This window comes from Paenibacillus sp. FSL R5-0519, from assembly GCF_037974275.1.
In the GTDB taxonomy this organism is placed as follows: Bacteria; Bacillota; Bacilli; order Paenibacillales; family Paenibacillaceae; genus Paenibacillus.
The window spans coordinates 5,444,915-5,470,026 of record NZ_CP150234.1 but is presented as its reverse complement, the minus strand read 5'-3'; the positions used below and the strand labels follow the sequence as shown (position 1 = coordinate 5,470,026).

At 42.1% G+C, this 25,112-nt stretch carries 18 protein-coding genes and 2 pseudogenes; 18 read left to right on the top strand and 2 right to left on the bottom strand.

The window, feature by feature from the left end; translation table 11 throughout:
• Window positions 1–152: 152 nt before the first annotated feature.
• The 15 genes and pseudogenes from MKY73_RS24655 to MKY73_RS24585 form a co-directional block, all read left to right on the top strand.
• Complete coding sequence (locus MKY73_RS24655) at window positions 153–3,641, top strand: glycoside hydrolase family 2 TIM barrel-domain containing protein (protein WP_339303848.1); 3,489 nt, start codon at window positions 153–155, stop codon at window positions 3,639–3,641.
• A gap of 194 nt (window positions 3,642–3,835) precedes the next feature.
• Window positions 3,836–4,306: a DUF4362 domain-containing protein gene (locus MKY73_RS24650; RefSeq protein ID WP_339303847.1), complete on the top strand. Its 471-nt coding sequence runs from the start codon at window positions 3,836–3,838 to the stop codon at window positions 4,304–4,306.
• A gap of 76 nt (window positions 4,307–4,382) precedes the next feature.
• On the top strand, window positions 4,383–5,861 hold the full coding sequence (locus tag MKY73_RS24645) for a hypothetical protein (RefSeq protein ID WP_339303846.1): 1,479 nt from the start codon (window positions 4,383–4,385) through the stop codon (window positions 5,859–5,861).
• Between the two features lie 130 nt (window positions 5,862–5,991).
• A complete protein-coding gene (locus MKY73_RS24640; protein ID WP_339303845.1) occupies window positions 5,992–6,372 on the top strand; it encodes a hypothetical protein in 381 nt (126 codons plus the stop codon).
• A 597-nt stretch (window positions 6,373–6,969) separates the two neighbouring features.
• Window positions 6,970–7,764, top strand: coding sequence for a DUF4183 domain-containing protein (locus MKY73_RS24635; RefSeq protein ID WP_339303844.1), 795 nt, complete (start codon window positions 6,970–6,972; stop codon window positions 7,762–7,764).
• A gap of 82 nt (window positions 7,765–7,846) precedes the next feature.
• Complete coding sequence (locus MKY73_RS24630) at window positions 7,847–8,131, top strand: DUF4183 domain-containing protein (RefSeq protein WP_339303843.1); 285 nt, start codon at window positions 7,847–7,849, stop codon at window positions 8,129–8,131.
• 254 nt (window positions 8,132–8,385) lie between these two features.
• Window positions 8,386–9,582, top strand: coding sequence for a WXG100 family type VII secretion target (locus MKY73_RS24625; protein WP_339303842.1), 1,197 nt, complete (start codon window positions 8,386–8,388; stop codon window positions 9,580–9,582).
• A complete protein-coding gene (locus tag MKY73_RS24620) occupies window positions 9,582–10,055 on the top strand; it encodes a hypothetical protein (protein ID WP_339303841.1) in 474 nt (157 codons plus the stop codon). The genes MKY73_RS24625 and MKY73_RS24620 overlap by 1 nt, the downstream gene beginning before the upstream one ends.
• A 102-nt stretch (window positions 10,056–10,157) precedes the next feature.
• A complete protein-coding gene (locus MKY73_RS24615) occupies window positions 10,158–10,820 on the top strand; it encodes a hypothetical protein (RefSeq protein WP_339303840.1) in 663 nt (220 codons plus the stop codon).
• A gap of 253 nt (window positions 10,821–11,073) precedes the next feature.
• Window positions 11,074–12,240, top strand: coding sequence for a WXG100 family type VII secretion target (locus MKY73_RS24610; RefSeq protein WP_339303839.1), 1,167 nt, complete (start codon window positions 11,074–11,076; stop codon window positions 12,238–12,240).
• A 3-nt stretch (window positions 12,241–12,243) separates the two neighbouring features.
• Window positions 12,244–12,717: a hypothetical protein gene (locus MKY73_RS24605; protein ID WP_339303838.1), complete on the top strand. Its 474-nt coding sequence runs from the start codon at window positions 12,244–12,246 to the stop codon at window positions 12,715–12,717.
• A 292-nt stretch (window positions 12,718–13,009) separates the two neighbouring features.
• Window positions 13,010–13,480: a hypothetical protein gene (locus tag MKY73_RS24600; RefSeq protein ID WP_339308745.1), complete on the top strand. Its 471-nt coding sequence runs from the start codon at window positions 13,010–13,012 to the stop codon at window positions 13,478–13,480.
• Between the two features lie 445 nt (window positions 13,481–13,925).
• Window positions 13,926–14,414: a hypothetical protein gene (locus MKY73_RS24595; RefSeq protein ID WP_339303837.1), complete on the top strand. Its 489-nt coding sequence runs from the start codon at window positions 13,926–13,928 to the stop codon at window positions 14,412–14,414.
• A 127-nt stretch (window positions 14,415–14,541) separates the two neighbouring features.
• On the top strand, window positions 14,542–15,021 hold the full coding sequence (locus MKY73_RS24590) for a hypothetical protein (RefSeq protein WP_339303836.1): 480 nt from the start codon (window positions 14,542–14,544) through the stop codon (window positions 15,019–15,021).
• 213 nt (window positions 15,022–15,234) lie between these two features.
• Window positions 15,235–16,752, top strand: a pseudogene (locus MKY73_RS24585) (DEAD/DEAH box helicase family protein); the annotation flags it as partial.
• 42 nt (window positions 16,753–16,794) lie between these two features.
• On the opposite strand, the gene MKY73_RS24580 reads toward MKY73_RS24585, so the two are convergent.
• Window positions 16,795–18,579, bottom strand: a complete 1,785-nt coding sequence (locus tag MKY73_RS24580) for a hypothetical protein (RefSeq protein ID WP_339303835.1) — start codon at window positions 18,577–18,579, stop codon at window positions 16,795–16,797.
• Window positions 18,580–18,632: 53 nt separating this feature from the next.
• Window positions 18,633–19,379 (bottom strand): hypothetical protein, encoded by a 747-nt coding sequence (locus MKY73_RS24575; RefSeq protein ID WP_339303834.1) that lies wholly within the window; start codon window positions 19,377–19,379, stop codon window positions 18,633–18,635.
• Between the two features lie 351 nt (window positions 19,380–19,730).
• Between MKY73_RS24575 and MKY73_RS24570 the strand changes: the two genes are divergently transcribed.
• The 3 genes and pseudogenes from MKY73_RS24570 (at window position 19,731) to MKY73_RS24560 (ending at window position 25,012) form a co-directional block, all read left to right on the top strand.
• A complete protein-coding gene (locus MKY73_RS24570; RefSeq protein WP_339303833.1) occupies window positions 19,731–20,303 on the top strand; it encodes a sigma-70 family RNA polymerase sigma factor in 573 nt (190 codons plus the stop codon).
• The gene (locus MKY73_RS24565; protein ID WP_339303832.1) at window positions 20,300–21,640 is read left to right on the top strand and encodes a hypothetical protein; all 1,341 of its coding nucleotides are present in this window, start codon (window positions 20,300–20,302) and stop codon (window positions 21,638–21,640) included. The genes MKY73_RS24570 and MKY73_RS24565 overlap by 4 nt, the downstream gene beginning before the upstream one ends.
• A gap of 233 nt (window positions 21,641–21,873) precedes the next feature.
• Window positions 21,874–25,012 (top strand): annotated as a pseudogene (locus tag MKY73_RS24560) (DUF3427 domain-containing protein).
• Window positions 25,013–25,112: the final 100 nt, after the last annotated feature.

The following is a 25,112-nucleotide window of genomic DNA, read 5'->3' as shown; positions in this document are numbered from 1 at the left end:
TTGTGAAATGGAGTTACAGGAAAGAGACTGATGGTATAATCGGGTTATGTGTTATAGTCATAGTTGTGCATTACCGAAAAGGTTTTCGTAAAAATCGATATCAACTGTTGTAACCGCAATCATAATCTACTTCAAGAAAGTGAGAATCTACGATGAATCAGAAGAGGCTTTTTAATGATGGATGGCAATTTGCGAAAAGCAAGCTGGATGTTACGGAACCTGCAGGTCTGGTGTATGAACCTGTGGAGCTTCCCCATGATTGGCTGATATATAATACGCTCGAACTTTACGAGGATAGCATTGGATGGTATCGCAAAACGTTTCATTACACGAAGGATGGGCAGCATCTATTGCTTTGTTTTGATGGCGTATACATGGATTCGTCCGTGTATGTGAACGGGCAGTTGGTTGGGGAGTGGAAGTATGGATATTCCGCGTTTGAACATGAAATCACGAATGCACTGGTGGAAGGCGACAATGAGATTGTGGTCAAAGTGGTACATCAGAGCCCGAACAGCAGATGGTATTCCGGGGCTGGAATCTATCGCAACGTGTGGCTAAAGACAAGGGACCGCAACCATATTGTGACGGATGGAACGTATGTATCGATTCAGCAGCAGCCGGATGGCTGGCAGGTGGAAGTGGATACGGAACTGAGCCTGGAACAGAATCAGCAGGCAGAGTTGGTGCATGCGATCCGGTATGAAGGTCAGGTGGTGGCGTCCAGCCAAGCGAATATTACGGCTTCGGTGGGTGAGAACGCGGTTGTATCGACAGATAGCCAACAGATCATTGTGGAGAATCCAAACCTGTGGAGCCCGGATGCACCACACCTGTATGAGCTGGTCACGGAACTCAAACTGATCTCGGGAGATCAAAGCGAGAAGATCATTGAGACGGTATCCCAACGTATTGGATTCAAGGACGTTAAGTTGGATCCGAGTGAAGGTTTCTATCTGAATGGGGTCCATACGAAGATGAACGGTGTGTGTGAACACCATGATCTCGGGGCATTGGGAGCGGCGTTTAACCTGACGGCACTGCGTAGAAGATTCGTTTTGCTCAAAGAAATGGGCGTTAACGCCATCCGCACCGCGCATAATATGCCAGCCAAAGAGTTCATGGAACTTGCGGACGAGATGGGTATGCTCGTGGTATCTGAAGCGTTCGATATGTGGGAACGGGCCAAAACGCCATATGACTATGCGAGGTTTTTCCCTGAGTGGGCGCATACGGACGTGAAGAGCTGGGTGAAACGTGACCGTAATCACGTCAGTCTGATCATGTGGAGTATCGGGAACGAAATCTATGATACCCATGCGGATGAGCGCGGACAGGAAGTGACCCGGATGCTGATGGATTATGTACTGGAATTTGATCCAAAAGGCAATGCGGGCGTGACCATCGGTTCCAACTATATGCCATGGGAAAATGCACAGAAATGTGCGGATATCGTGAAGCTGGCAGGCTACAACTACGCGGAAAAATACTATGATCAGCATCATGCAGAACATCCGGACTGGATCATCTATGGCAGTGAGACGTCTTCGGTGGTGCAAAGCCGTGGGATCTATCACTTCCCGTTCGAACAGCCGATCCTGGCCGATGATGACGAGCAGTGCTCGGCACTCGGGAACAGTACGACAAGCTGGGGCGCAAAGTCGGCAGAATATTGCATTTTGGCTGAGCGGGATCGTCCGTATTCACTGGGCCAATTCCTGTGGACCGGATTCGACTATATTGGTGAACCGACTCCGTATCATACGAAGAATTCGTATTTTGGACAGCTGGACACGGCAACGTTCCCGAAAGACGCATATTACATCTACCAGGCAGCATGGACCGATTATAAGAAAAATCCGATGGTTCACCTATTCCCTTATTGGGATTTCAACCCGGGTCAGATCATTGATGTACGCGTGTGCAGCAACGCGCCGAAGATTGAGCTGCAACTCAACGGGTTGACGATTGGCACCTACGATATCGATCACGCCCATGGAACACAGCTATCCGGCTGGTGGAAAGTCCCTTATGAAGAGGGCGAGCTGAAGGCGATCGCGTATGATGAGAACGGTGTTGTGATTGCGACCGATGTACAACGATCCTTTACGGATGCGAAGAAGATTCGTCTGCAGGCGGATCGGGAGCAATTACAGGCGAGCGGCACAGATCTCATTTTCGTGGAAATTACGGTGGAAGACGAAGCGGGTAATCCGGTGCACAATGCGAACAACCGCGTTCAGGTTCAGGTGTCCGGTGCAGGGCGATTACTGGGTCTGGATAATGGAGACAGCACGGACTATGATCCATACAAAGGACTCAGCAGAAGGTTGTTTAGCGGCAAACTGATGGCCATTATCGGAACAACGGATGAGGCTGGGACAGTACGGATCGAAGTATCTTCGGAAGGATTGGAAGGTGCCGCAGCTGAGTATGAAGTGCAGGTTGTGGGTGCGACGGATGCCGATGGTGATATAAAAGAAGTGCATTCCGTCTTCATGGTCAATGAAGAACGTCCGGTGCTGACGGGCAGTGCTCAGGAGATTCCTTTGCGGAAAATCGAGATCATCAGCGAATCAGGACAGTTGCTCGATCCGTCCAACCCGGAGTTGGTCGTAACCGTCAAGCTGTATCCGGAGAACACGTCCTATCAGGACATCGAGTGGGCTGCTGTGAATGATGGCGGCATCGAATCAAACATAGCCAAGGTGGAAGTCCTTCCTGCGGGAACGGATGGCAATGGAGAGAATCAACATACGGTGAAAGTATCTGCGATTGGTGACGGGGCGTTCCGACTTCGCGCTACCAGTACGAATGGTACGGACAAAACAAAACTCATCTCCCAGCTGGAATTCAAGGCGGAGGGTCTCGGAACAGCTTACAAAGATCCATACGGCTTCATCACGGGCGGATTATATGATTACACCAAAGGTGAGGTTGGTAATGGGAATGAACGCGGTGTAGCAACAAGTCGGGACGGGGAGACACATGTAGGCTTCCGCAATATCGATTTTGGACCCTACGGTTCCGATACGATCACGATTCCGATCTTTGCCTTGTCGAGTGAAGAGTACTTCATTCAGATTTGGGAAGGCATGCCTGACGAAGAGGGCAGCACAATGATCGCAGATGTGGTATATGACAAGGAATCCCAATGGAATGTGTACCAGGAAGAGACATATAAGTTGTCCAAACGCCTGAGCGGGATTACGTCGATCTGCTTTGTGTTGAAGCAGAAGATTCATATCAAAGGGTTCTCATTTGAGCGCCAGAGTCGCGCATTTGAACAGAATGCGGCGGCATCCTGTGACCATCTTTATGGAGATACCTTCAATATTGAAGGTGATCGAGTGGAAGGCATCGGGAACAATGTATCGCTGGAGTTTGAAAATATGGACTTTACGAGCGAAGGTACTTCGAAGCTCGTCATTCATGGCCATTCACCAATAGATAAGAATACGATTCATATCCGCTTCGCAGGTGCGGACGGACAGAGTAACCAATTGGTTGAGTTCACACAATCCGAAGGATATGAGGAGCGGGTGTTTGAGCTTGAACGCGTGACAGGTGTGCAAAAGGTAATCTTTATCTTCTTGCCGGGAAGTCAGTTTGACTTCGACTGGTTCCGCTTTGAGAAATAGAGTAACCAATCAATCCTCTTCAAGTAACAGATGTTCTATCAGAACATTGAGTTACTTGAGGGGGATTTTTATATAGTTATAACGAGCGAGCGAGAATGAAGAGTGCTGAGCACTCATGCTATTTTAGAGACAGAACATAAAGAGAGAATATAACCAATAGAGTATTTTTAACGTTGTACATATGAGGTGATCAAATGAGAAAGTGCCTACTCACTCTATGTATATTGATTGGGTTGTTAACAGGTTGTAATCCGATTCATCAGCAGGCCATTGACTCTGAAGAAATCATGACTTCTTTTCCTGACATTATCGAACCGCATAACCCTGACCAGGCAGAGCAGAGTGGAGATGTGGTTGTACTCATGAACGGCATGCGAAACGGCGACAAGTGGAGGACGTTCCTGAAGCACGTGAGCAAAGAGCAAGCGAGTCAAGTCCGGGTAACCCAGTACACGATTGAAGGTGGGCCTGTGATCCACGAACTGGTATATGACGGCAAGGTGATTCAAACCACATATGATGATTCAAGGGATATGTATGGTTCAGGGCAGGGTGAAACTTCAAATACGTGTAAAGGGATCAGTACGATAAAAAGTGAACAAGGGCGCACGTTTTATGTGTTAACCGATTGCGAAAAGGAAAATATCTTCTCTCTTCCGAAGTAATCTTCGATTCTTTCATCATATAAATAGGTTTATAGAAGGTAGATTGAATCGTCATATTATGGAAGGAGCTCATCAGGTGAATTACGTGCTATCGACATCTATCGCTTCAACAAACCATCAAGTACAAGCCTTCGCACAGGAACAAGCCTTGGTATTGCAGGATAGTTGGATTCTTCGCTTTAGTGAGCCATTGATGTGGGTGCTGGTCGCCATGTTCATTGTGCAATGTCTAATCTGGATTCGGAATTACTTAAGCCAAGGTACATATTCGGACGAAGAAGTGGAGCAGGCGGACCCTCTGTTTCTGGCTTATTTACGTAGTAAGGGAAGATTAAAGTTAAGGGATACACAGGCGTCGCTATTCCAGTTAACCCGTTCTCGGGTGTTATGCCTGCGCATCGTGCAAGCAAAAAAGAGATATCGGGACGACAAGTATGGGCCAAATACCACACTGGAGTATCAAAATGAGCAACCTACTGATGCGGTAAATGCAGACGAACGCCAACTGTTGCAATGGATGCTGAAAGAATATAGCTTCGGTCAACAGCGATTCCGACTGGATGCGCTGGCAGGACCAAGCTCGAAGCAAAGTACACAGTCTGAAGAGATGCAGCATTATCGCCGTAAGGAAAAAGTCATAGGGCAGGGATTGGAGGCATGGAAGAATGTCGTTCTCGAGACGCGGCAGGACTGGAACGGTCTGATCCGAACGCCGCTTCTGCTCCGCCTGCTTGTGATGCTCGTATTTCCTGTGTTGTTTATCTTGACCTGCGCATTGTGCTTCACCAATGGGGCTGGGATTCAGGAGAGTATCGCTCTTGCTGTGACGTTGGTGCTCTGGTTGGTGGCTGTAAAACGAATTCGAGTGCGCTGGCCTTATCAGCTGGCTAGTGTAGGATTATTGGTCACAATAACACTGTCCGCTACGGGGGAATCAGCCGAGAACAGTATGCTCATTGGCGTAATTTTCTTGTCGCTGTTACTGCGTCTAATCTTGCCTGCTCGTGTAGTAGGTTCCTCTGCCCGGGATTGGGCTGTCTCCATGCGCCGCTGGCGCAGACGCTATAAGAAAGGCATTCCAGTAGATCGTCTGCACGAATCTGCAGAGAGCATGGAACGCATTTTACAGACGGCTCTGGTGCTCGGGATTGGATCCCGTTGTGCACGTAAGACCGATTGGAGCCCACTCCAGAATCATGTCGATCCCGAACTCAGACGTTTGGTGCAGCTAAAATCTGAACAAGTCGACAGCGTGCCTGTTTCTTCCACACTTACACACGCCCCATTATTAGCGCTAGCATTGCATCTACGTGGAGTATTTCGTCCCATGTTAGCTGCGGAGTATCCTTATGAGCGTTTGAATTACGTGACTGGAACGTTGGAAACGGGGTCATCCGTTAGCAGCACGGGATATAGTGGTAGTTCAACAGGGTATGACAGTGGGCATTCACATCATCATCACCATCACGACAGTTCTGGTGGACACCATCATGGATCGGATCATGGAGATTCTGGGGATTCCGGTGGAGGCGACTCAGGTGGCGGTGGAGATTAACAAAAAAAGAGTTCATTCATGGTGCTCATGAATGAACTCTTTGTAGTTCCAAATGGAATGGAGTGACGGTATCGTGTTACGCAACTAATAATAAGTAGTAACCATTATTATGTTTTGGAGGAGGAGCACATTGAAGCGGTACTGGTTGTTATGTATATTGATATTCGTATTGGCAGGCTGCGGTCAAAATAATAGAGAAAAGGCCATAGAACAATTAACTCAGTTTCAGAGGAACGATGCTTCTTTGATTGTTTTCACTGACCGTACTGCAGAGCGGTCATTTATTGTGGATTTACAGGAGAAATTAAATGAAGTGAATAACGAGAATTTGAGGGCAGAAGGCCCAATTACTAACGTAACCTTTTATAATGTCCGTGATGAAAACAAGTTTGATTATGAGAAGATTTTTGGTCTGAAATCATATCCCTACATGATTCTGTTCGAGAAAGGCCAGATCACATTGGAAACACAGGAGCCGGAAGAGATCGTTCAGTATTTTAAGAAGAAATAAGAGTCTACTAAAAAAAACGTGCACGAATACTCGAAATATCTGGCTAATGAATGTTTCTTGCCTATGGATGAGAAAGCTCGATTGGTTCAGCAAAATAACCTGGAACTGGATCGAGAATTGCGTTCCTAGGGAGGAGACAATGAAGTCATACTACCAAGACAAAGGACAGCTTTAACAGGACTTTTTTCTTTTTTATTGGGCTTCACTCATAGTTATTCGCACACTCTCCGAATGTGTTAAGGACATAGTATAGGGCATATATACTGTGTGTCTTGGCCTAAGGAGATGACCATTTTGAAGGATCTGAACAAGAGGACAGCCACCCTCAACCGATTAAGAACCAGTCGTTCTAAGTCGAAATGCAGAAACAAACACTTGGGAAAACGAAAGAAATGCCATAAGATCCGTAGATCTTACCGAAAAAAGTACCGCTCCCTGAAGCGTCCATTAAAATTACAGAAAATGGCCCGAGAACAAAAAGTCATTGCATTACCGAGAGGGGGAGGCAGCAACCTGGTATGTGCTGAGCCGATCCCCTTGCATGCTCCGTCGAGACAACATGAATTAAAGACTGTAAGTCTCCCAGGGGCGCAAGGTGTGGCAGGCGCTCAAGGCCCCGCCGGATCACAGGGCGAGCCGGGTAAACCGGGGGTTCCCGGAGTGCAGGGTCCTGTTGGTCCTCACGGGGGGCTGGGTCAACCGGGGATTCCCGGAGCACAGGGCCCCGCAGGGCCTCAAGGTGGACTGGGTCAACCAGGAGTTCCCGGAGCACAGGGCCCCGCAGGGCCTCCAGGTGAGCTGGGTCAACCGGGAGTTCCCGGAGCACAGGGTCACGCAGGCCCTCAGGGTGAACCAGGTCAACCGGGAGTTCCCGGAGCACAGGGTCCCGCAGGCCCTCAAGGCGAGCAGGGTGAACCGGGAGTTCCGGGAGCGCAGGGTCCCGCAGGTCCTCAAGGTGAACCAGGTCAACCGGGAGTTCCGGGAGCGCAAGGCCCCGCAGGCCCTCAAGGTGAGCAGGGACAACCGGGAGTGCAAGGACCAACGGGTCCCCCAGGTGAGCAAGGTCCGCCGGGTACGATAGCCGGATTAGAAATCATTCCTACGGCAAATCGTTACTTTTATTTTCCAGACACAGATCTGGATTTGTCCGCCTCAGTTATAATTCCTGCTACATCATTCACAAATGACGATGGCGGCAGCATAATAGAATTTGCCGGAATTGGACTGAACAGTTTCAACAATCTATATATCAACGGGATCGTCCAACAGGGAAACTCATACGTTGTAAGTGCGGAGAGTTTGTTTTTTTCGTCACAAGACGGTGTGATCTTTGCAGGAACACCTATCACTATCGAGATCATTATAATAACAACCAATATCATAAATGGTTAAAATTGGTTTTATACACCGGTTCCTTTGCCCTCACTGCGCTCGAATCTACCACATATACTATGTTAGGTAGGAGGTGAGAAACATGCCACTTGTGACACCATTTCAGAACAGTTTAAGATTTGCTGCAACCATTGGTGATGGAACCGGTACTGGGGCAACGTTTGCCATTGCTGCGACTGATTTTACCAACGATGCTGGTGTAGCCGCAACAGCATTTCCAGGCACCTACAACTACTACAATCTTTATATTAATGGCCTTATGCAAACAGCAGATACATCCTCGGCTACCACGACTACAATTACAATCCCCGGGGGAGATGCATTAAATGCCGGGACGCCAATTGTCGTACAATTTGTAGTGTCTTAAAGAAGATTTAATCATGCTGTATCATGATCTTGTGCGACTTCTATCCGTGATAGAAGTCGTTCTTTTTGTACAAGCTACCCAGTCGACTCAATCGCATTCATCCATGCATTAATGTGCAACAACAGTTACCCAAGGATGTTGCTCAACGACCTATAACCTTTGAGGAAATGATCCTTCCGTTTGATTCCAATCCTCCTTCTCACTTGTTAAAATTTAGGTGTATAAACTACGGTCAGGTTGGCGGTGAAGATAGAATGCAACGTATTCAGGTACATCCCGATGTGTTGGACGAGAAAGCGCGATTGGTCCAGCAGAAGAAACAGGAACTCGATCGAATGGTCAGGGAACTGGAGAAATCCATCTATATGTTGCAATCCGATTGGTCTGGTGTGACCGGAGAGCGTTTCTTCTGGGATTTTATGCAGGCAAAAGAAGTGTTCCCGACTACACTCGGTCTGTTGGACAAGATCCAGAATGAGTTTACGTTTATCGCAAAGAACTTCAGAACAACGGACGGCTCAGGCGAGGTGGCGTTGTACATCCCAGAAGAGCTGAAGCGCAATTTCGCTGTAGGACTGCTTGATAAATCCATAGGAGAAACAATAACGGGAATGGGGCAGACAGCAGAAGCTTTCTTCTCTAACCCGTTCAGTACAATAGGCAGTGTGGCATATGCGATGACTGTGGGCAAAGTTGTAGATGTTGGGCGGGGCATTCAATTTGCATGGGATGCTGCCTGGGGCACGGGAACGGCGAGGTCTGATATAGAGCAATTTGTAGAAGACCAGAAGAAGCAGATTGATGAGAGTGGAGCAGGATATTACGGTGGAGCGATGACAGGTCAGGCTCTGGCGTATGTATTGTTTGGGAAAGCCTTTCGTTCGATGGATGACAAGCATACCGATCTGGGTGGATCTGGTGTTAAAAGAGAGGGACCGTATACTCTCAATGAACCTGTAAAGATTAGAACAAATAAAGGGATAGAAGTTGAGTTCACGAATCCATCAGGAAATAAGATTAGCTGGGTTGAACAGAATCCTAAAAATATACCAAACGCAATCGAAAGTTCGTTAAAGAGTCCTAACTCAGGTAGAGCTCTAGAGGGAAGGGTGGCGGAGTATGTTCAGCAAAGAATTGAAGTACTTGGATTTGCATTAAAAGCAAATAATCTTACGAATAATGAGGTTGCAGGAGATCTAGATGTTGTTACTAGTAAACAAATTATTGAAGTTAAAAAGTCTACAGCGGCCTTAGACATGGAACAGATCGATAAATATATTAATTCAGACAATGCTAAGTTTTTCAATCATGAAATGAAAGAAGTTATTGTCTATATTGACAAGCCAATTGATTTGACGAATAAATACGTAAAAGAGAATATGGATTCTCTTAAAAATTCAGGTGTTATTGTTGTAAATTCACTAGATGAATTAGGAGGAGTATTGAAATAATGGGAACGTCAGCAGCTGTTGTATTTAGAAGTGGGGAAAGTATCGAAATAAATAAATTATTACTCCGTTTAGAAGAGTTATGTAATAAGGAGGGATTATTTTATAGTCATGACATGAAAAAGATTGATGAAGCCTCAAAATTAAAATATTGTGAGTTTTGCATTAGTGATATTCCATTAAAAGATAGCTTTGACAGACAACTGATGTTTGGACTAGCAGATGAACCATACCCTCATAAACTTGTTAATTTTGAATGGGATTCTCCAGAAATAGATTACTTTAAAACAGTAGTATCTGGTGATTTTGAAGATAATGAAGATTTGTTATTTAAATTTCTTTTTTTATTTTTGAATGAATTTCCGGATGCAAAAGCATGGATTGAGGAAGATTGGTTTTATAACTTGGATGATATGAAAAAGATAAACGTATCCTACAATGACAATTGGTGTTACATGGATCCTAAAAGCTTTTGAAATAAAAATATACAACTGAATTATAGATAAAGCATATAGCACTTCTACCACACAAACGTAGAGGTGCTTCTTACTATAAAGAAATTAGGAGAACAGCTTGCCATGATACTAAAAAAACGACTTTTAATGATCGGATGTTGTATTGCCTTTGTGATCTTACTTATTCTAACCTATAGCTATTATAAAGAGAAAAGAATGTATGAACAGTATCTAACGATGAATGTCCGCCAAGATCTTGTTGATCTGAAGAGTGCGATTATCAATAATGATAGTTTATTTAACCGAATACTGGAGAATGACAAAATAACAAACGAGATGGTTGAGGATGGAGAGCAGGCTAGCCAGCTTTATTATAACTTTACAGATATGATACAGATAATCAATAAGTATAATTTGATGAATCTAAGTTTCGGTCAAGAAGCCAATTGGTTGGTCAAACCTGCAGCATTATTCACAGCTGGCTTAGGTCCAGACGACATAATGCCACTTACCCTTCACCGTATGGGAATGACATTCGTGAGGCTGGATATAGCCAGTTATCCTGTAACAGCTGAACTTAAGGCTAGAATTGAGGAGTATCAGCAGTTAAATCAGCGATGGCTGAACATTGTTGGGGATTTTGAATCCAAGGAAACAAACGAAAAGGATTGGCCCCAAGTATTGAATGATCTGGAGCAAGTGACCCGAAATTATTTTCAAGAGAATAATGTAAATTTTGTTGACGATGACGTTTGGAGAGATGCTTTGAATCCGAGGTACGAATGATGAGATATTCACATAGCTGATCGGATCAAATGGGCGGAAGTCAGTTAATCGTTCGTTGGGGTTATGCTTAGGCAAAACAATCATTTTCGCTTAAATCCAAAATGCACTAACACGCAAAATATCTGGCTAATAAATGTTTCCCGCCTACTGCATTTTTGAAGAGAAAATGAATCCTTCGTTTGATTCCAATCCTCACTCTCACTTGTTAAAATTTAGGTACATAAACTATGGTCAGGTTGGCGGTGAAGATAGGATGCAACGTATTCAGGTACATCCCGATGTGTTGGACGAGAAAGCTCGATTGGTCCAGCAGAAGAAACAAGAACTGGAGCGAATGGTCAGGGAGCTGGAGAAGTCGATCTACCTGTTGCAATCCGATTGGTCTGGTGTAACCGGAGAGCGTTTCTTCTGGGATTTTATGCAGGCAAAAGAAGTGTTCCCGACCACACTCGGACTGTTGGACAAGATCCAGAATGAGTTTACGTTTATCGCAAAGAACTTCAGAACAACAGATGGCTCAGGCGAGGTGGCGTTGTACATCCCAGAAGAGCTGAAGCGCAATTTCGCTGTAGGGCTGCTTGATAAATCCATAGGAGATACAATAATGGGAGTGGGCCAGACGGCAGAAGCTTTCTTCGCTAACCCGTTCAGTACAATAGGTAGTGTGGCATATGCCATGACAGTGGGCAAAGTGGTAGACGTCGGGCGTGGTATTGGATTCGCATGGGATGCGGCCTGGGGTACGGGAACGGCGAGGTCTGACATAGAGAAATTTGTGGATGAGCAGAAGAAGCAGATCGATGAGAGTGGAGCAGGATACTACGGTGGGGCGATGACAGGGCAGGCTCTAGCCTATGTTTTGTTTGGCAAGGCCTTTCGTTCGATGGATGATAAGCATACCGATCTGGGTGGATCGGGTGGAGGTAAGAAGGAGTCGAATAAGGGGACCAGTGGGATCGGTGATAGAGATATGACTGAGCCTACCTTACCAAAGGGAAGTAAACCAACTGGAAATTATGGAGTAGGTGATTCCCACGGGATAAAAAAACAAAATGAAACTGCTGACTTCTTAGCTGAACAAGGTTATGAAATCAAAATGTTAGACGAAATAAATGGCGGAAATGGCTATGGAATCAAGGCAACTTCTAATCCTGACTTTTTAATTCAAGGTAAGGTTTTTGACTGTTACTCGCCCAAGGAAGATGCAAACGTAGATAATATTCTTCGAAACATAGCAACGAAAACTAAAACGCAAGCGGAAAGAATCGTTGTTAACCTAGATGAATTTCCCACTGAAAAAGTTAGTGAACTTAGTCAAGGAATTATCAGAAAAGCAAATCCAAACGGAGATTTGAAAAATCTGAAAGAGATTTTATTCGTTAAGGACGGTAACATAACACGGGTGTTTGGGGAGGATTAATAGATGGACTATGAGTTATTTTTACAAATTAAGCTCGATCGTAATTCTTTAGGGAAACTGATAGAGCAATATGTTACTGAATCAGTTGTTGAGAAAGCTTCTTTCCAAAGTAATGATGAGGAAATAGTAATTGGCAGTAGATTTTTTACGTTGCATCTTGAAATTGAGGACATTTCTGATATCACTTTTGTTCGACAGCATTATAACTTAGATGTGAATGTATGCATTAGAACTCAATTGTTTGGTAGTACTTTTTCTGAAGGTATAGAGCATATTTTCAGAATTATTAGTAAGCTTATAAAACATACTGAGGGTAATCTTTTATTCCTAGAAGATGGTTCTACACAACTGCTTAGAATGGAGAATGGTCTGTTGACGGTCAATAATCGGTTGGATGAATATCAAACAAAATATCTAACTTCAAAGCTTCTTATACTACTTGACCATCCTTATATTGAAAAGGAGCTAACAAGCTAAAGAAGCAGCAGGTAAATTAAATAATGACACTACTTAAAGGCACTTCTACCACAATGTAGAGGTGCTTCTTATTATAAAATATTAGGAGAACAGCTTGCCATGATACTAAAAACAACTTTTAATGTTTGGATGTTGTATTGGCTTAGTATTCTTAATTGTTAAAAGCGAAAATATGTGTGGTGAACATGCCCTTAAATGTTAATTTAAGTATAAATTAAAAAATCCTTCAACTATGATAGACGGTATCTGAATTGCGACTATACTCATATACTGAATTGGAGCTAAATTCGTGATGATAAAATATAATTATAAACTGAAATATATGGATGAATTTAATATGGTTGTATTGGATTTTGACGAGGAAAAAACACTAGAATTCGCCAGTATGATAAGTGATCCCTTAGGATCTGATATACCTTGGAGATATGAAGATTTGAAGAAAGATATTGAGAATTATCTTGATTTGTTAAGGGGGGAGATACCCGAATATAGACATGGAGGAAATGCATCCAGCGTTATATCACATAAAGACTATACAATAATTGAAGATCCATTTTACGACGAGGAAGAAGATGAAGTTGAACCGATCTGTAAGTTAGAGACGATTGAATTTGTGAAAATCATATTACTATGGGCCTATGAAACCTACAAATTTAAGAGCAAAAGGGGAGTGATTGCTCTAGAGGAGGCAGGAATGGTTATGAAATGGGTTGAACAGAAGATGTTAGAAGTTGAAGATATAGAAAACGAGTCTATACAATAGCTAATTTTAAGCTCATTTCGAAATTTCAAACTGTTTCTGATGACTTTGATGATAATGAGGATTTATTATTTAAATTCCTTTTTGCTTTTCTGAATGAATTCCCCGATGCAAGAGTATGGATAGAAGAAGATTGGTATTACAATCTAGAAGATATGAAAAAGATAAAGGCATCCTACAATAATGATTGGTGTTATATCCCCCCCCAAAAAACATTTTAATGAAGCAAAAAAATTAAGAATGAGGCACTTCTACCAGACTACAAGCAGAGGCGCCTCTTCCTATGAAATCAAAACAACTAGATTGGTTAGATCGTTAGATAATGAGATTAAAACCTAAGAAAAGGAGAAAAAATATTTTTGGTAATTTTTATTTTGGAGGTTAATCTGAATATAGAGAATTAAAGAATTCAATAACTAAAACAAATTAAAGTAAAGGCGAAAAGGTAATGGAATATTCATTGAAGTTGAATGGAAAACAAGATCCTTTATGGTTGAAAGGATTAATTGAAAGTAAGAATTTTGAAGTGAATTATATGAAACGACAACACAATGCATTGTTCATTCATGAGTTTGATCTAAGCGGTGGTTTAAAAATTACTGTTTATGATAATAATTTTCCGGCTAATCATCCAGCAGCGACTTATGAAACGATGTTCCAAGAAGAGGATTTTATTTATCAACAAACAATATCTTATGAATTGGAGAATAACCAACAATATGAATTATGGTATAAAACAATGTATGAAATTTCTTTCGCTATATTAGAATCACTTAGAGTAGATGGTGTATTCTATCATACTTCTGGAGAAGAGATATTTCTCTTCAAAAACAGAAAGTATACATTCAACGGAACTTATTTTGAATTGCTCCAGACTCATTATGGAGAACTCCTTGAGAATATCGAGTATTCGGTTTTTACGAAACCTCACAACTGAATTACAGATAAATAATGTTAAATGCACTTCTACCAGACCAAAAGTAGAGGTGCATTTTTATGGAAAAAAGGATACTAGCAAGTACTACGATAATAAGATTGAATACTAAATGTTGAGGTGAAACAGAATGTTATTGGAAAATGCAGTATCCAAACTAAATAATATAAATTGGGCCTTAGTAGGTACTGTTATCTCTGAGGAGGATACTAAACTCGGATATGAATTTCTCAGAAGAATGGCTCAATTTTATAAAGCGGAGCAGCTGAAGCCTATGCCACCTGCATTTACAAATGTGGCGAAACTGCTAGGAGATCAAGAAGAGGAATTAGATATTTCAGCTTATTGTAGTTCGGAGGCTGTCGCATATTTGAATCAAAACTCATATGTGAAAAGATTATTTGAATACTATCTACAGTTGGCGAAGTACGCAGAGAATACTCCGAGCATCAGCCAGTATCTAGACATATATGAACCGTTAATTATACTTTTTGAACGGGGGGGCTCTTTTACCATCAAACCACTCTCTCTAGAAATTACACAAGTCTCACATTTTCCATTAAACAATTGGTATGAAAAATTTGTTGAGAAAGATCCGATTGATATATAATAATCTGTAGATCATTAGGTTAATATTTCGCATAATCGTATTCATAGAAAAGCACTTCTACCAAACCAAAAGTAGAGGTGCTTTTTCCTATGAAATCAAACAACTAATGAAATCTTCCACCAATTGGTCGATAATATAGAAGAAACAACTTGCAGCTCATTATATACATAAAGAACTATCTACAACCATCCTACACCCACACGAGGTACATTCATGAAACAAGGTATATATGAACAGCTTATCAACACCATCACCAGACAGGAGATTTCGGCGCTGGACCCGGATGTGTATAACATTGGGACCGAGAAGCTGGATGCAGAGGAAGCACGGAAATTGCTGTCCACGTATTTGGCGGCGGTGACCCGGCGAGCGCTCAAGATTGTGCGGGAACAGACGGAAGATAAGACGGCAGTGTTGGCGCAGATCCGAACATGTAATGAGATTATTGCTACGCTGAAAGGCACACTGGGGGAAGAAGAGTACAACGAATTGCAATTGGATGAGCAGGGGGAAGTGTTGACCCATGTGTATTCCAAGCTGAACAGCATTCGGGCGGTCCGGGATACCCGAATCGTTCGTCCAGATACGCCGATCTCCCAAAGCTCTTTATTCACAGGTGCAAAGTCCGAACCGAGTATGTTATTGGAGCTGCAAAAGGAGATCGTGACCGCCGATCGGATCGATTGGCTGGTGTCATTTATCAAATTCAGTGGGCTTCGCCTGCTACTGGAACAGCTTCAACAATTCACAGCGGGCGGTGGGAAACTACGGATCATCACGACCACCTATATGGAGGCAACCGACCTCAAGGCTATTACTGAACTTAGCAAACTACCTAACACAGAGATCCAAATTTCGTATGATACCAAAGTGACACGGCTGCACGCCAAAACGTACATTTTCCACCGTGATACTGGATTCACCACCGCCTATGTCGGCTCCTCCAACCTGTCCAACCCGGCGCTGACCAGTGGTATGGAGTGGAACCTCAAGGTGACGGAGAAGGATTCACTCGATGTGCTGCGCAAGATTGAAGCGACCTTCGAGAGTTACTGGAATGACCGCGAATTCACGCGATATGTGGCTGAGGATGAGGGACACGAGGCACAGTTGAAGGCGGCTCTGAATCGCAAAAAAGATCACCCAAACGACTTTCACCTCGACATCCAGCCTTACGATTATCAAAAAGAAGTGCTGGAGCAGCTGCACGCCGAGCGTACGCTGTACGGAAGAACCCGCAACCTGATCGTCGCCGCCACAGGCGTTGGCAAAACGGTCATCTCTGCCTTTGACTACAAGCGATTCCGGGCAAGCCATGCGGGAGCAAAGCTGCTTTTTGTCGCCCATCGGGAAGAAATCTTGAAGCAAAGCCGTGACACGTTCCGGTATATTCTGAAGGATATGAACTTTGGTGAGCTGCATGTCGGGAATCACCGAGCGGAGGCGCTGGACCACTTGTTTGTTAGCATTCAGAGCTTTAACGCGATGAAGCTCACGGAGATCACCAGCCTAGACTATTACGATTACATCATTGTGGATGAATTCCATCACGCCGCTGCGCCTTCGTACCAGAAGCTGTTGTCCCACTACGAACCGAAGATTTTGCTAGGACTTACTGCAACACCGGAACGGATGGATGGCAAAGACATTACCGCTTACTTCGATCATACGATTGCCGCCGAGATCCGTCTAACCGATGCAATTGACCGGAAGTTACTGAGTCCTTTCCAATAGTTTGGCGTCACCGATACCGTTGATCTGTCTCAACTGCCGTTATTTAGAGTATGTGTCTAAAATCATAGCTTCATATAGGATTCTTAATGTCAGTTTATTAGGTTCCACACTACTTGTGAAATTTGTAGAGTTTCTTATTAAATATTCTCGCAAAGCTAACTTTTCGTTATTAGCGAGCTCCCTTTTATCTAAAATTGTAGTTGCTCCTAACAAAAGAGAGGTTGTTGTTGTGTTATTAGTCCCCATATCTGTTCTAAATTTTTCTTCAGACAATGAGAAATAGTAATCTGCGTCCTGTAGTTTTAAATAACAGGATATATAATATAGTTGATTAGAAAGTTCTCTTTTTTGGTCTTCATTTAAAAGATTAAAAATTTCACTAGTCGCAGTAATGAGCGATTCTTTTTGTTTGAAACCAAAGATACTGGATATTCTCAAAGTGTAATTTAAATTTGAGACATAACTTTCTGCTGATTCTTTATTTACATTACTAAAATCTATTCTATTTAAATACGATTCAATTGATGAAATTTCAGAATCAGTGAATTTCAAACCTATTTCATCAAAACTCTTAATTAAAAAATAAATATTACCCAAGTGATCCGTATCATTATTATTTAAAATATTTCTAAAAACTAGAATAGATTGATCTTTTAGCAGATTTTGAAGTTTTCTTGAATCAAAAGCGAAATTAGAACTTCTGGATAATTTTAATCCGTAATAAACTTCATTTAGATTAATTTCAGGAGAATGATATTTTGTGAAATTACTACTAATAAAACCTTTATAAAAATCTAAGGTTTTTTGGTTGTAAGGAAACTCAGAACTTGCTTTTTTAGAAAGCAAGATGAGTTGAAAGACGTATGGTGGTTGAATAGTGAAATATTGTTCGTTAGTTCCTATACCATAGAAATCTGGATGTTTTCTTACAAATTGTTCAAGATTTTCTTTGTTGCTTCTTTTATAATCTGATACGAAAAAATCATTAATATTATTCAATTCAATTAATACGGCCAAGTCAGACCACTCTGTATCTAACTCATTTGAATTTTCATTCCAATGTTTGAGCCAAGCTTTCCTTTTAACCAATGTTTCTCCATCCAGCACGGTACTAGTGTAACCTAGTTTATGCAAAGAGTTTATGATTAATCCTCCATTGTTAATAATATTCTCATAAATTGAGTTAGAAGTGAAATATCTATCATCTAGCATCATTTCTAACAATTTATTTTTCATTTCCTGTATTCTTAAATCTTTTATTTCCAGATTGGTTATGATGTTAATTGCTACAGAAGTGGCAGCAATTTTCTCTTCCATTGATTCATTGATATTATCAAAATAAAAAAGATGTTCGTTAGGGTCATATAAGTTAAAAAGCAAATTTTGGTAGTCAAAATTATTCGAAACTTTCAAGTCTTTGTTGATATATGAAAGCATTTCGATGTTTTCAAGATTGGATAATCTATTATCGAATTTGTTAAATAAAGGAAGAAGTTTATCTTTATTATTGACGAGTTTATTTGTTTCGTATCCTAATTCGTTTAAGGTTTTTAATGCCCAATATGTATAATATAAATCTGGGGAGTTTTTATTAATACTTAGACTGCTAAAGGTATCAAGATTATTTCCTTCATAGTATGAATTCTTTAAAATTTTATTCAATTCATCTTTTTTAATTACCGATGAGAAGGGATCATATTCGATTTTCACATTGTTATGGTCAATGATAACATCTTTTGAACCAACAAAAATAAATTTATTGTAGGAATATATTAATATTATAATTATCATAGAAATAATTAAAGTAATTACATACTTTCTCATGTTGCCCTCCATTTAAAAGGGGGGACTAATCCCCCCTCATCCTCCGTAATAATTTATCCTGGAAAATCAACGTTACTTGTAGCAGTAGATAAATATCCAGTGTTACCTACTCTATATCTTGCAGTAGTGCTATGGGTGCTATAAGAAATATTATAGAACTCAGCTCGTACACCGGAGTAATAGTTTTGATAATCATATTGCTTACCATCAGTAAGTTCATCCCAAACAATTTGAGCTGAATTGTTTCCAGGCTCAAAATTAACTGATCCTGAAGCAGGCCATGAAAAGCCTAATCCGCTTCCTTTTTGTCCAGTCACTGAGAACTCATCTGATTGATTAATTGTATTGGCTCGTGTATCTGAATTCAAAAATGAATATGAGTTCCCTGACCAAACAACCAGGTCATTAGTAATTAGATCGCCAGCATAGTACTTTACAGTATCATGATGTGATGCTTTAAGTTTTTTAAGAGGGTCTGTTCCTTCTGCACTTCTATAGTAAGTATATTCAATTGAAGCTTGGGGAGAAATGGTATTTTGTTCTTTGATCATTTCCCTCATTCGTAAAGCTTCAATCTCTTGAATGGCCTGATTATAAGTCTGTTGATCTACATCTGGGGCATTTGTAAATGAAAAGCTACCTGAATTATTAGGAGATATAATTTTAAAAGCAGGATTATTACTTACTTTTTCGTAAATTTTCTCATTTTCTTGAGAATCAGCAAATGAAGTTGAAGTGAAAACAACGCTTAAGGCTAAAGTTAAAAAAGGTATCATGATTTTTTTAGTTTTAATTCTCAATACAACAGCCTCCCTAGAATTTGTAATGAAAAACGGCCGGATTTCATTTGAGTTCACTCAATAACAATATTATCTTTCAATCACATTAAATGGAATAGTGAAAAGTGACTAATAACATAATAGGGAGGGATTACCTATAAAATGTATAATTATGTCAAAAAAAATGTGAGGGATTTTGAATTTACATCGCGTAGTAATATATATAAGACAATTGCTTGAGTAATGTTTTCCACGTTTAGTCAATTGTAAGACAATAATAAGTTTAATGGACGTGATATTGCATGCAAAATAATTGTATAAGGTAATCATTATGTTTTGAAAATTCAAACAAAAGATATTGGGAGGGATACAATGGGAACGTCCCAACAAGATGATACCCTGAGAAAACTCATTAAAAAGGATACAGATGTTCTTGAATCCCTCATACTTGAACTCAGCTCTCCAGTATATAGTCTTATTTTTAGGATTTTAGGGGGGCAGGCTAACAAAGAGGATATTGAAGAGTGTGTAAGTGATGTATTTGTCGATGTATGGAATAAAATTGAAAGTTTTGATTCCTCAAAAGGATCTTTAAAGACATGGATTTTTATACTGGCAAAATATAAGGCTTTAGATTATAAAAGAAAATTAAAACAAAAATATAATGTTCAAGAACTTAAAGATTATATACCGAGCCAAACCAATACATTGGATGAAGTTTTACGAAAATCCCAGATTGAAAGTGTGCTTGAAATTTTAAATTCTGTAAGTTCGGTAGATAAGAATATATTTTTAATGAAGTATTTTTATTATGAATCTATGGACTCCATAGCCGGAAAATTAAATCTGACGACAAAGGCTGTAGAAAATCGCTTGCGTAGGGTAAGGGAACTGATGAAAAAAAGATTGAAAATAGAGTTTCAAGAATGGAGAGAACATTCATGAAATCTGATGAACAAAAAATCTATGAGCAATTACTTGACGAATTAAGTATTGATGATGCATTAGGTGAGTTTAGCGACGTTCCTGTAAGTGAAGATGTATTTATTAATGATGACACGCTAAATCGAATCCGAGAAAAGACTTTCAGGAAACTGAATTTAAATCAAGAGCATAGTTATGATTCTGCTTGTAATGAAACGAAGAGGCTCAATAAAAAGTGGAAAATTAATAAGTGGAAAATAGGAGTCGCGGTGGCGGTTCTTACGTTGTTTGTTTCTGTAGTATATTCACCACAATTAAGAGCTCAGATTATGCAACTGATTCACTTTGTTCCTGGAATCGGAACTGTAAGCGTGGAAAATGAACAAGGAGATTATTATGTTTTATCGGATCATGTAAATTATGTCGGTGAAGATGGTGAAATTGAACTTAAAGGTATGCTTGTAACCCCTGAAAAATCACAAATTGTTGTATTTGGAACTACACCAAAGACATTCTCTTTTACTATAGAAAATGAGTATGGTGAGAAGTATAATTTTGAAAATATCGCAATGAGTTCAACTCAAGAAAGTTGGAAGGGAACTTTTCAAAATGAAGGAGTCGTTGTAGTTACGAATAAAATGAAGTTAATATATGATGATGATGTAATATTTTTTAATTTAAATAAATCCGAGGGAGTATCATCTTTTGAAGAGCTCGGAGCCACGATGAAGTCTAGCGAAATCAAATTAACAGCTATAAAAGAACAGGACGATTTCAGGAATAGAATAACGCTGGTTCCAAATCATGCCTCTAATATTCATATTGAGTCATATGGGTTGAAAAAAAATCAGTTAATTCAATCTCCTTATTTTACAAATGAGAAAGGAGAAAAAATGAATATAAATATTGAACAGGACCTTTTATCAGGTGGAAACCAGTTCTCTTATAATAAGATTGTGAAAGAATCGGATGTGTATCTTAATGTACCAGAATTATTGGTTAGGAAAACATTAAGTAAACCCGTTGATCTGAAAGTTCAAATACCAAATGAGAATTCAGCATTGGTTGGAGGCAAGATTGAGATAGATGACGCAGTGGTTGAGATAAAAGAGATAGAACGTTTGGATGAGAAAACAATCAAACTTAATGTCAGTGTAGATGGAACATCTTCTGTTAGCGATAAGCTGGTATACTTTTTTCCATCAAACTTCAAATCAGTTAACTACACATTGGATAAAAACAAAGGAACTATGGAGAGTATGATACTCGAAGTAGCAGAAAACAAGAATGAGATAACTTTGAAAATTGATGAAGTTTACTCAATTTTAAAAGGTCCCTGGGTTATGGAACTGAAATAAATGTACTGTTATTAGTTTCGAAGGTGCTTCAGTGTATCCTTTTATCGTAAAAGCACTTCTACTGGAGTAACAAGTAGGGGTGCTTTTTGCTGCTCCATCTAAAGAACTAATGAAATTATTTCCATGCTAGACGATAATATAGTTGAGGCCATACTTAGTTATACCAATTATCTAACTCACCATATACATAGAGAACGATCCACAACCATCCTACACCCACACGAGGTACATTCATGAAACAAGGCATATATGAACAGCTTATCAACACCATCACCAGACAGGAGATTTCGGCGCTGGACCCGGATGTGTATAACAATTGGGACCGAGAAGTTGGATGCAGAGGAAGCGCGCAAACTGCTGTCCACGTATTTGGCGGGGGTGACCCGGCGAGCGCTCAAGATTGTACGGGAACAGACGGAAGATAAGACGGCAGTGTTGGCACAGATCCGAACGTGTAATGAGATTATTGCTACTCTCAAAGGCACGCTGGGGGAAGAAGAGTACAACGAATTACAACTGGATGAGCAGGGGGAAGTGTTGACCCATGTGTATTCCAAGTTGAACAGCATCCGTGCGGTCCGGGATACCCGAATCGTTCGTCCAGATACGCCCATCTCCCAAAGCTCTTTATTCACAGGTGCGAAGTCTGAACCGAGTATGTTATTGGAGTTGCAAAAGGAGATTGTGACCGCCGATCGAATCGATTGGCTGGTGTCATTTATCAAATTCAGCGGGCTTCGCCTGCTGCTGGAACAGCTTCAACAATTCACAGCGGGCGGTGGGAAACTACGGATCATCACGACCACCTATATGGAGGCAACCGACCTCAAGGCTATTACTGAACTTAGCAAATTACCTAATACAGAGATCCAGATTTCGTATGATACCAAAGTGACCCGGCTGCACGCCAAAACGTACATTTTCCACCGTGATACTGGATTCACCACCGCCTATGTCGGCTCTTCCAACCTGTCCAACCCGGCGCTGACCAGTGGTATGGAGTGGAACCTCAAGGTGACGGAGAAGGATTCACTCGACGTGCTGCGCAAGATTGAAGCGACCTTCGAGAGTTATTGGAATGACCGCGAATTCACGCGGTATGTAGCTGAGGATGAAGGACATGAGGCACAGTTGAAGGGGGCTCTGAATCGTAAAAAAGATCAATCTAACCACTTCCACCTCGATATCCAGCCTTACGATTATCAAAAAGAAGTGCTGGAGCAGCTGCACGCCGAGCGTACGCTGTACGGAAGAACCCGCAACCTGATCGTCGCCGCCACAGGCGTCGGCAAAACGGTCATCTCTGCCTTCGACTACAAGCGGTTCCGGGCAAGCCACGTGGGAGCCAAGCTTCTTTTTGTCGCCCATCGAGAAGAAATCTTAAAGCAAAGCCGGGACACGTTCCGGTATATCCTGAAGGATATGAACTTTGGCGAGCTGCATGTGGGAAGTCATCGGGCGGAGGCACTGGACCACCTGTTTGTCAGCATTCAGAGCCTTAACTCCATGAAGCTGACGGAGATCACCAGCCCAGACTATTACGATTACATCATTGTGGATGAATTCCACCATGCCGCTGCGCCTTCGTACCAGAAGCTGTTGTCCCACTACGAACCGAAGATTTTATTAGGATTAACCGCGACCCCTGAACGGATGGATGGCAAAGACATTACCGCCTACTTCGATCATACGATTGCCGCCGAGATCCGTCTAACCGATGCGATTGACCGGAAACTACTGAGTCCTTTCCAGTATTTTGGCGTCACCGATACTGTCGACCTATCCCAGGTAAAGTGGTCGCGGAAAGGCTACGATCTGAACGAACTGGAGAAGCTCTATACTCATAACAAAATCCGTGCCAACCAGATCATCCAAAGTCTGAACAAATACGTAACCGATCTGGACGATGTGAAGGGGCTTGGGTTCTGCGTAGGGGTGGATCATGCGATGTATATGGCAAAAATATTTAACGAAGCCGGCATTCCATCCATAGCCCTGCATGGCGGGTCGAGTGAACAGGAACGTCATTCTGCGAAAGGACAGCTAGTGAACGGGGAACTGCGCATGGTCTTTGTCGTGGATCTGTACAATGAGGGCGTGGATATCCCTGAGGTGAACACCATCCTGTTCCTGCGCCCTACCGAGAGTCTGACCGTATTCCTGCAACAGTTGGGACGTGGACTACGGATGGCGGACGGCAAAGAGTGCCTGACCGTGCTCGACTTCATCGGACAAGCGCATCAGGAATACAGGTTCCAGGATAAATTCCGCGCCCTGATCGGCGCGACCAAACATTCCATCTCGTACTACGTCGAGAATGGCTTCTCGAACCTGCCACGTGGCACGTTCATTCAATTGGAAAAACAAGCGAAAGAATACATCATGCGCAACCTCAAGCAGATGAGTCGTAATCGCAGAGCGTTGATCCAGAAACTTCAAACGTTCCAGCAAGACACCGGACTACCGCTGACCTTGGCTCATTTTGTGGAACATCACGGGATGACTCTCTATGAATTGTATGGTGGACGTACGGGGAGAAGGTATTTTCACGGCCTGTTGGCCGAAGCCGGATTAACAGCACCTATTGAAGATGAACACGAAGAGTACATCCGCAGATTGCCCTCTGTGTTGACGATCAACTCCCGAAGTTGGCTGACGTTCCTGATCGACTTTATTGAAAAAGGCAAAGAAGCAACCACCGCCGATGAACGGCGCATGTTGATCATGTTCTATTACACCTTCCATCGGGCTGCGCCTGAGAAACTAGGGTTGAGCAGCATCGAAGAGGGAGTACAGCGTGTACTGTCTTGTGGGGCTTTTCGAGAAGAGCTTGTGGATATTTTCAAATATAATCTGGGTCATCTGCGATTTGTGGATAAAAGCAATTCGTTCCCGTACACTTGTCCACTGGATATCCACTGTATGTACTCCATCGACCAAGTGCTTGCCGCCTTCGGCTACTGGAATGCCCAGCAATCACCCGCCTTCCGTGAAGGCGTGAAGTATTTTGCCGATGAACAGACCGATATCTTCTTCATTACATTGAACAAATCGGACAAAGATTTCTCACCATCTACGCTGTATGAGGATTATGCGATTAATGAGCGGCTATTCCACTGGCAGACACAGAGCCGGGTATCAGAGCATACGGCTACCGCGCAGCGGTATATTCATCACCGCGAGACAGGCAACCGGATTGCGCTGTTCGTGCGGGAATATAAGGAGGAGCATGGCTATACGTCTCCCTTTGTTTTCCTGGGCGAAGCCGATTATGTGAGTCATGAGGGGAACAAACCAATGAGCTTTGTATGGCGGTTAAGGGAAGAGATGCCTGCGAAGATGGTAGCGGTGGCGAATAAGTGTATTGTTTGAAAACTAGCAGTATTAGAATATGTGTGGAGGCAAGGTCATGTGGGATAGAATTTTGGATGCACAATTTTTATCTAAATTAGGCGGAGTGGGCGGGATTGTT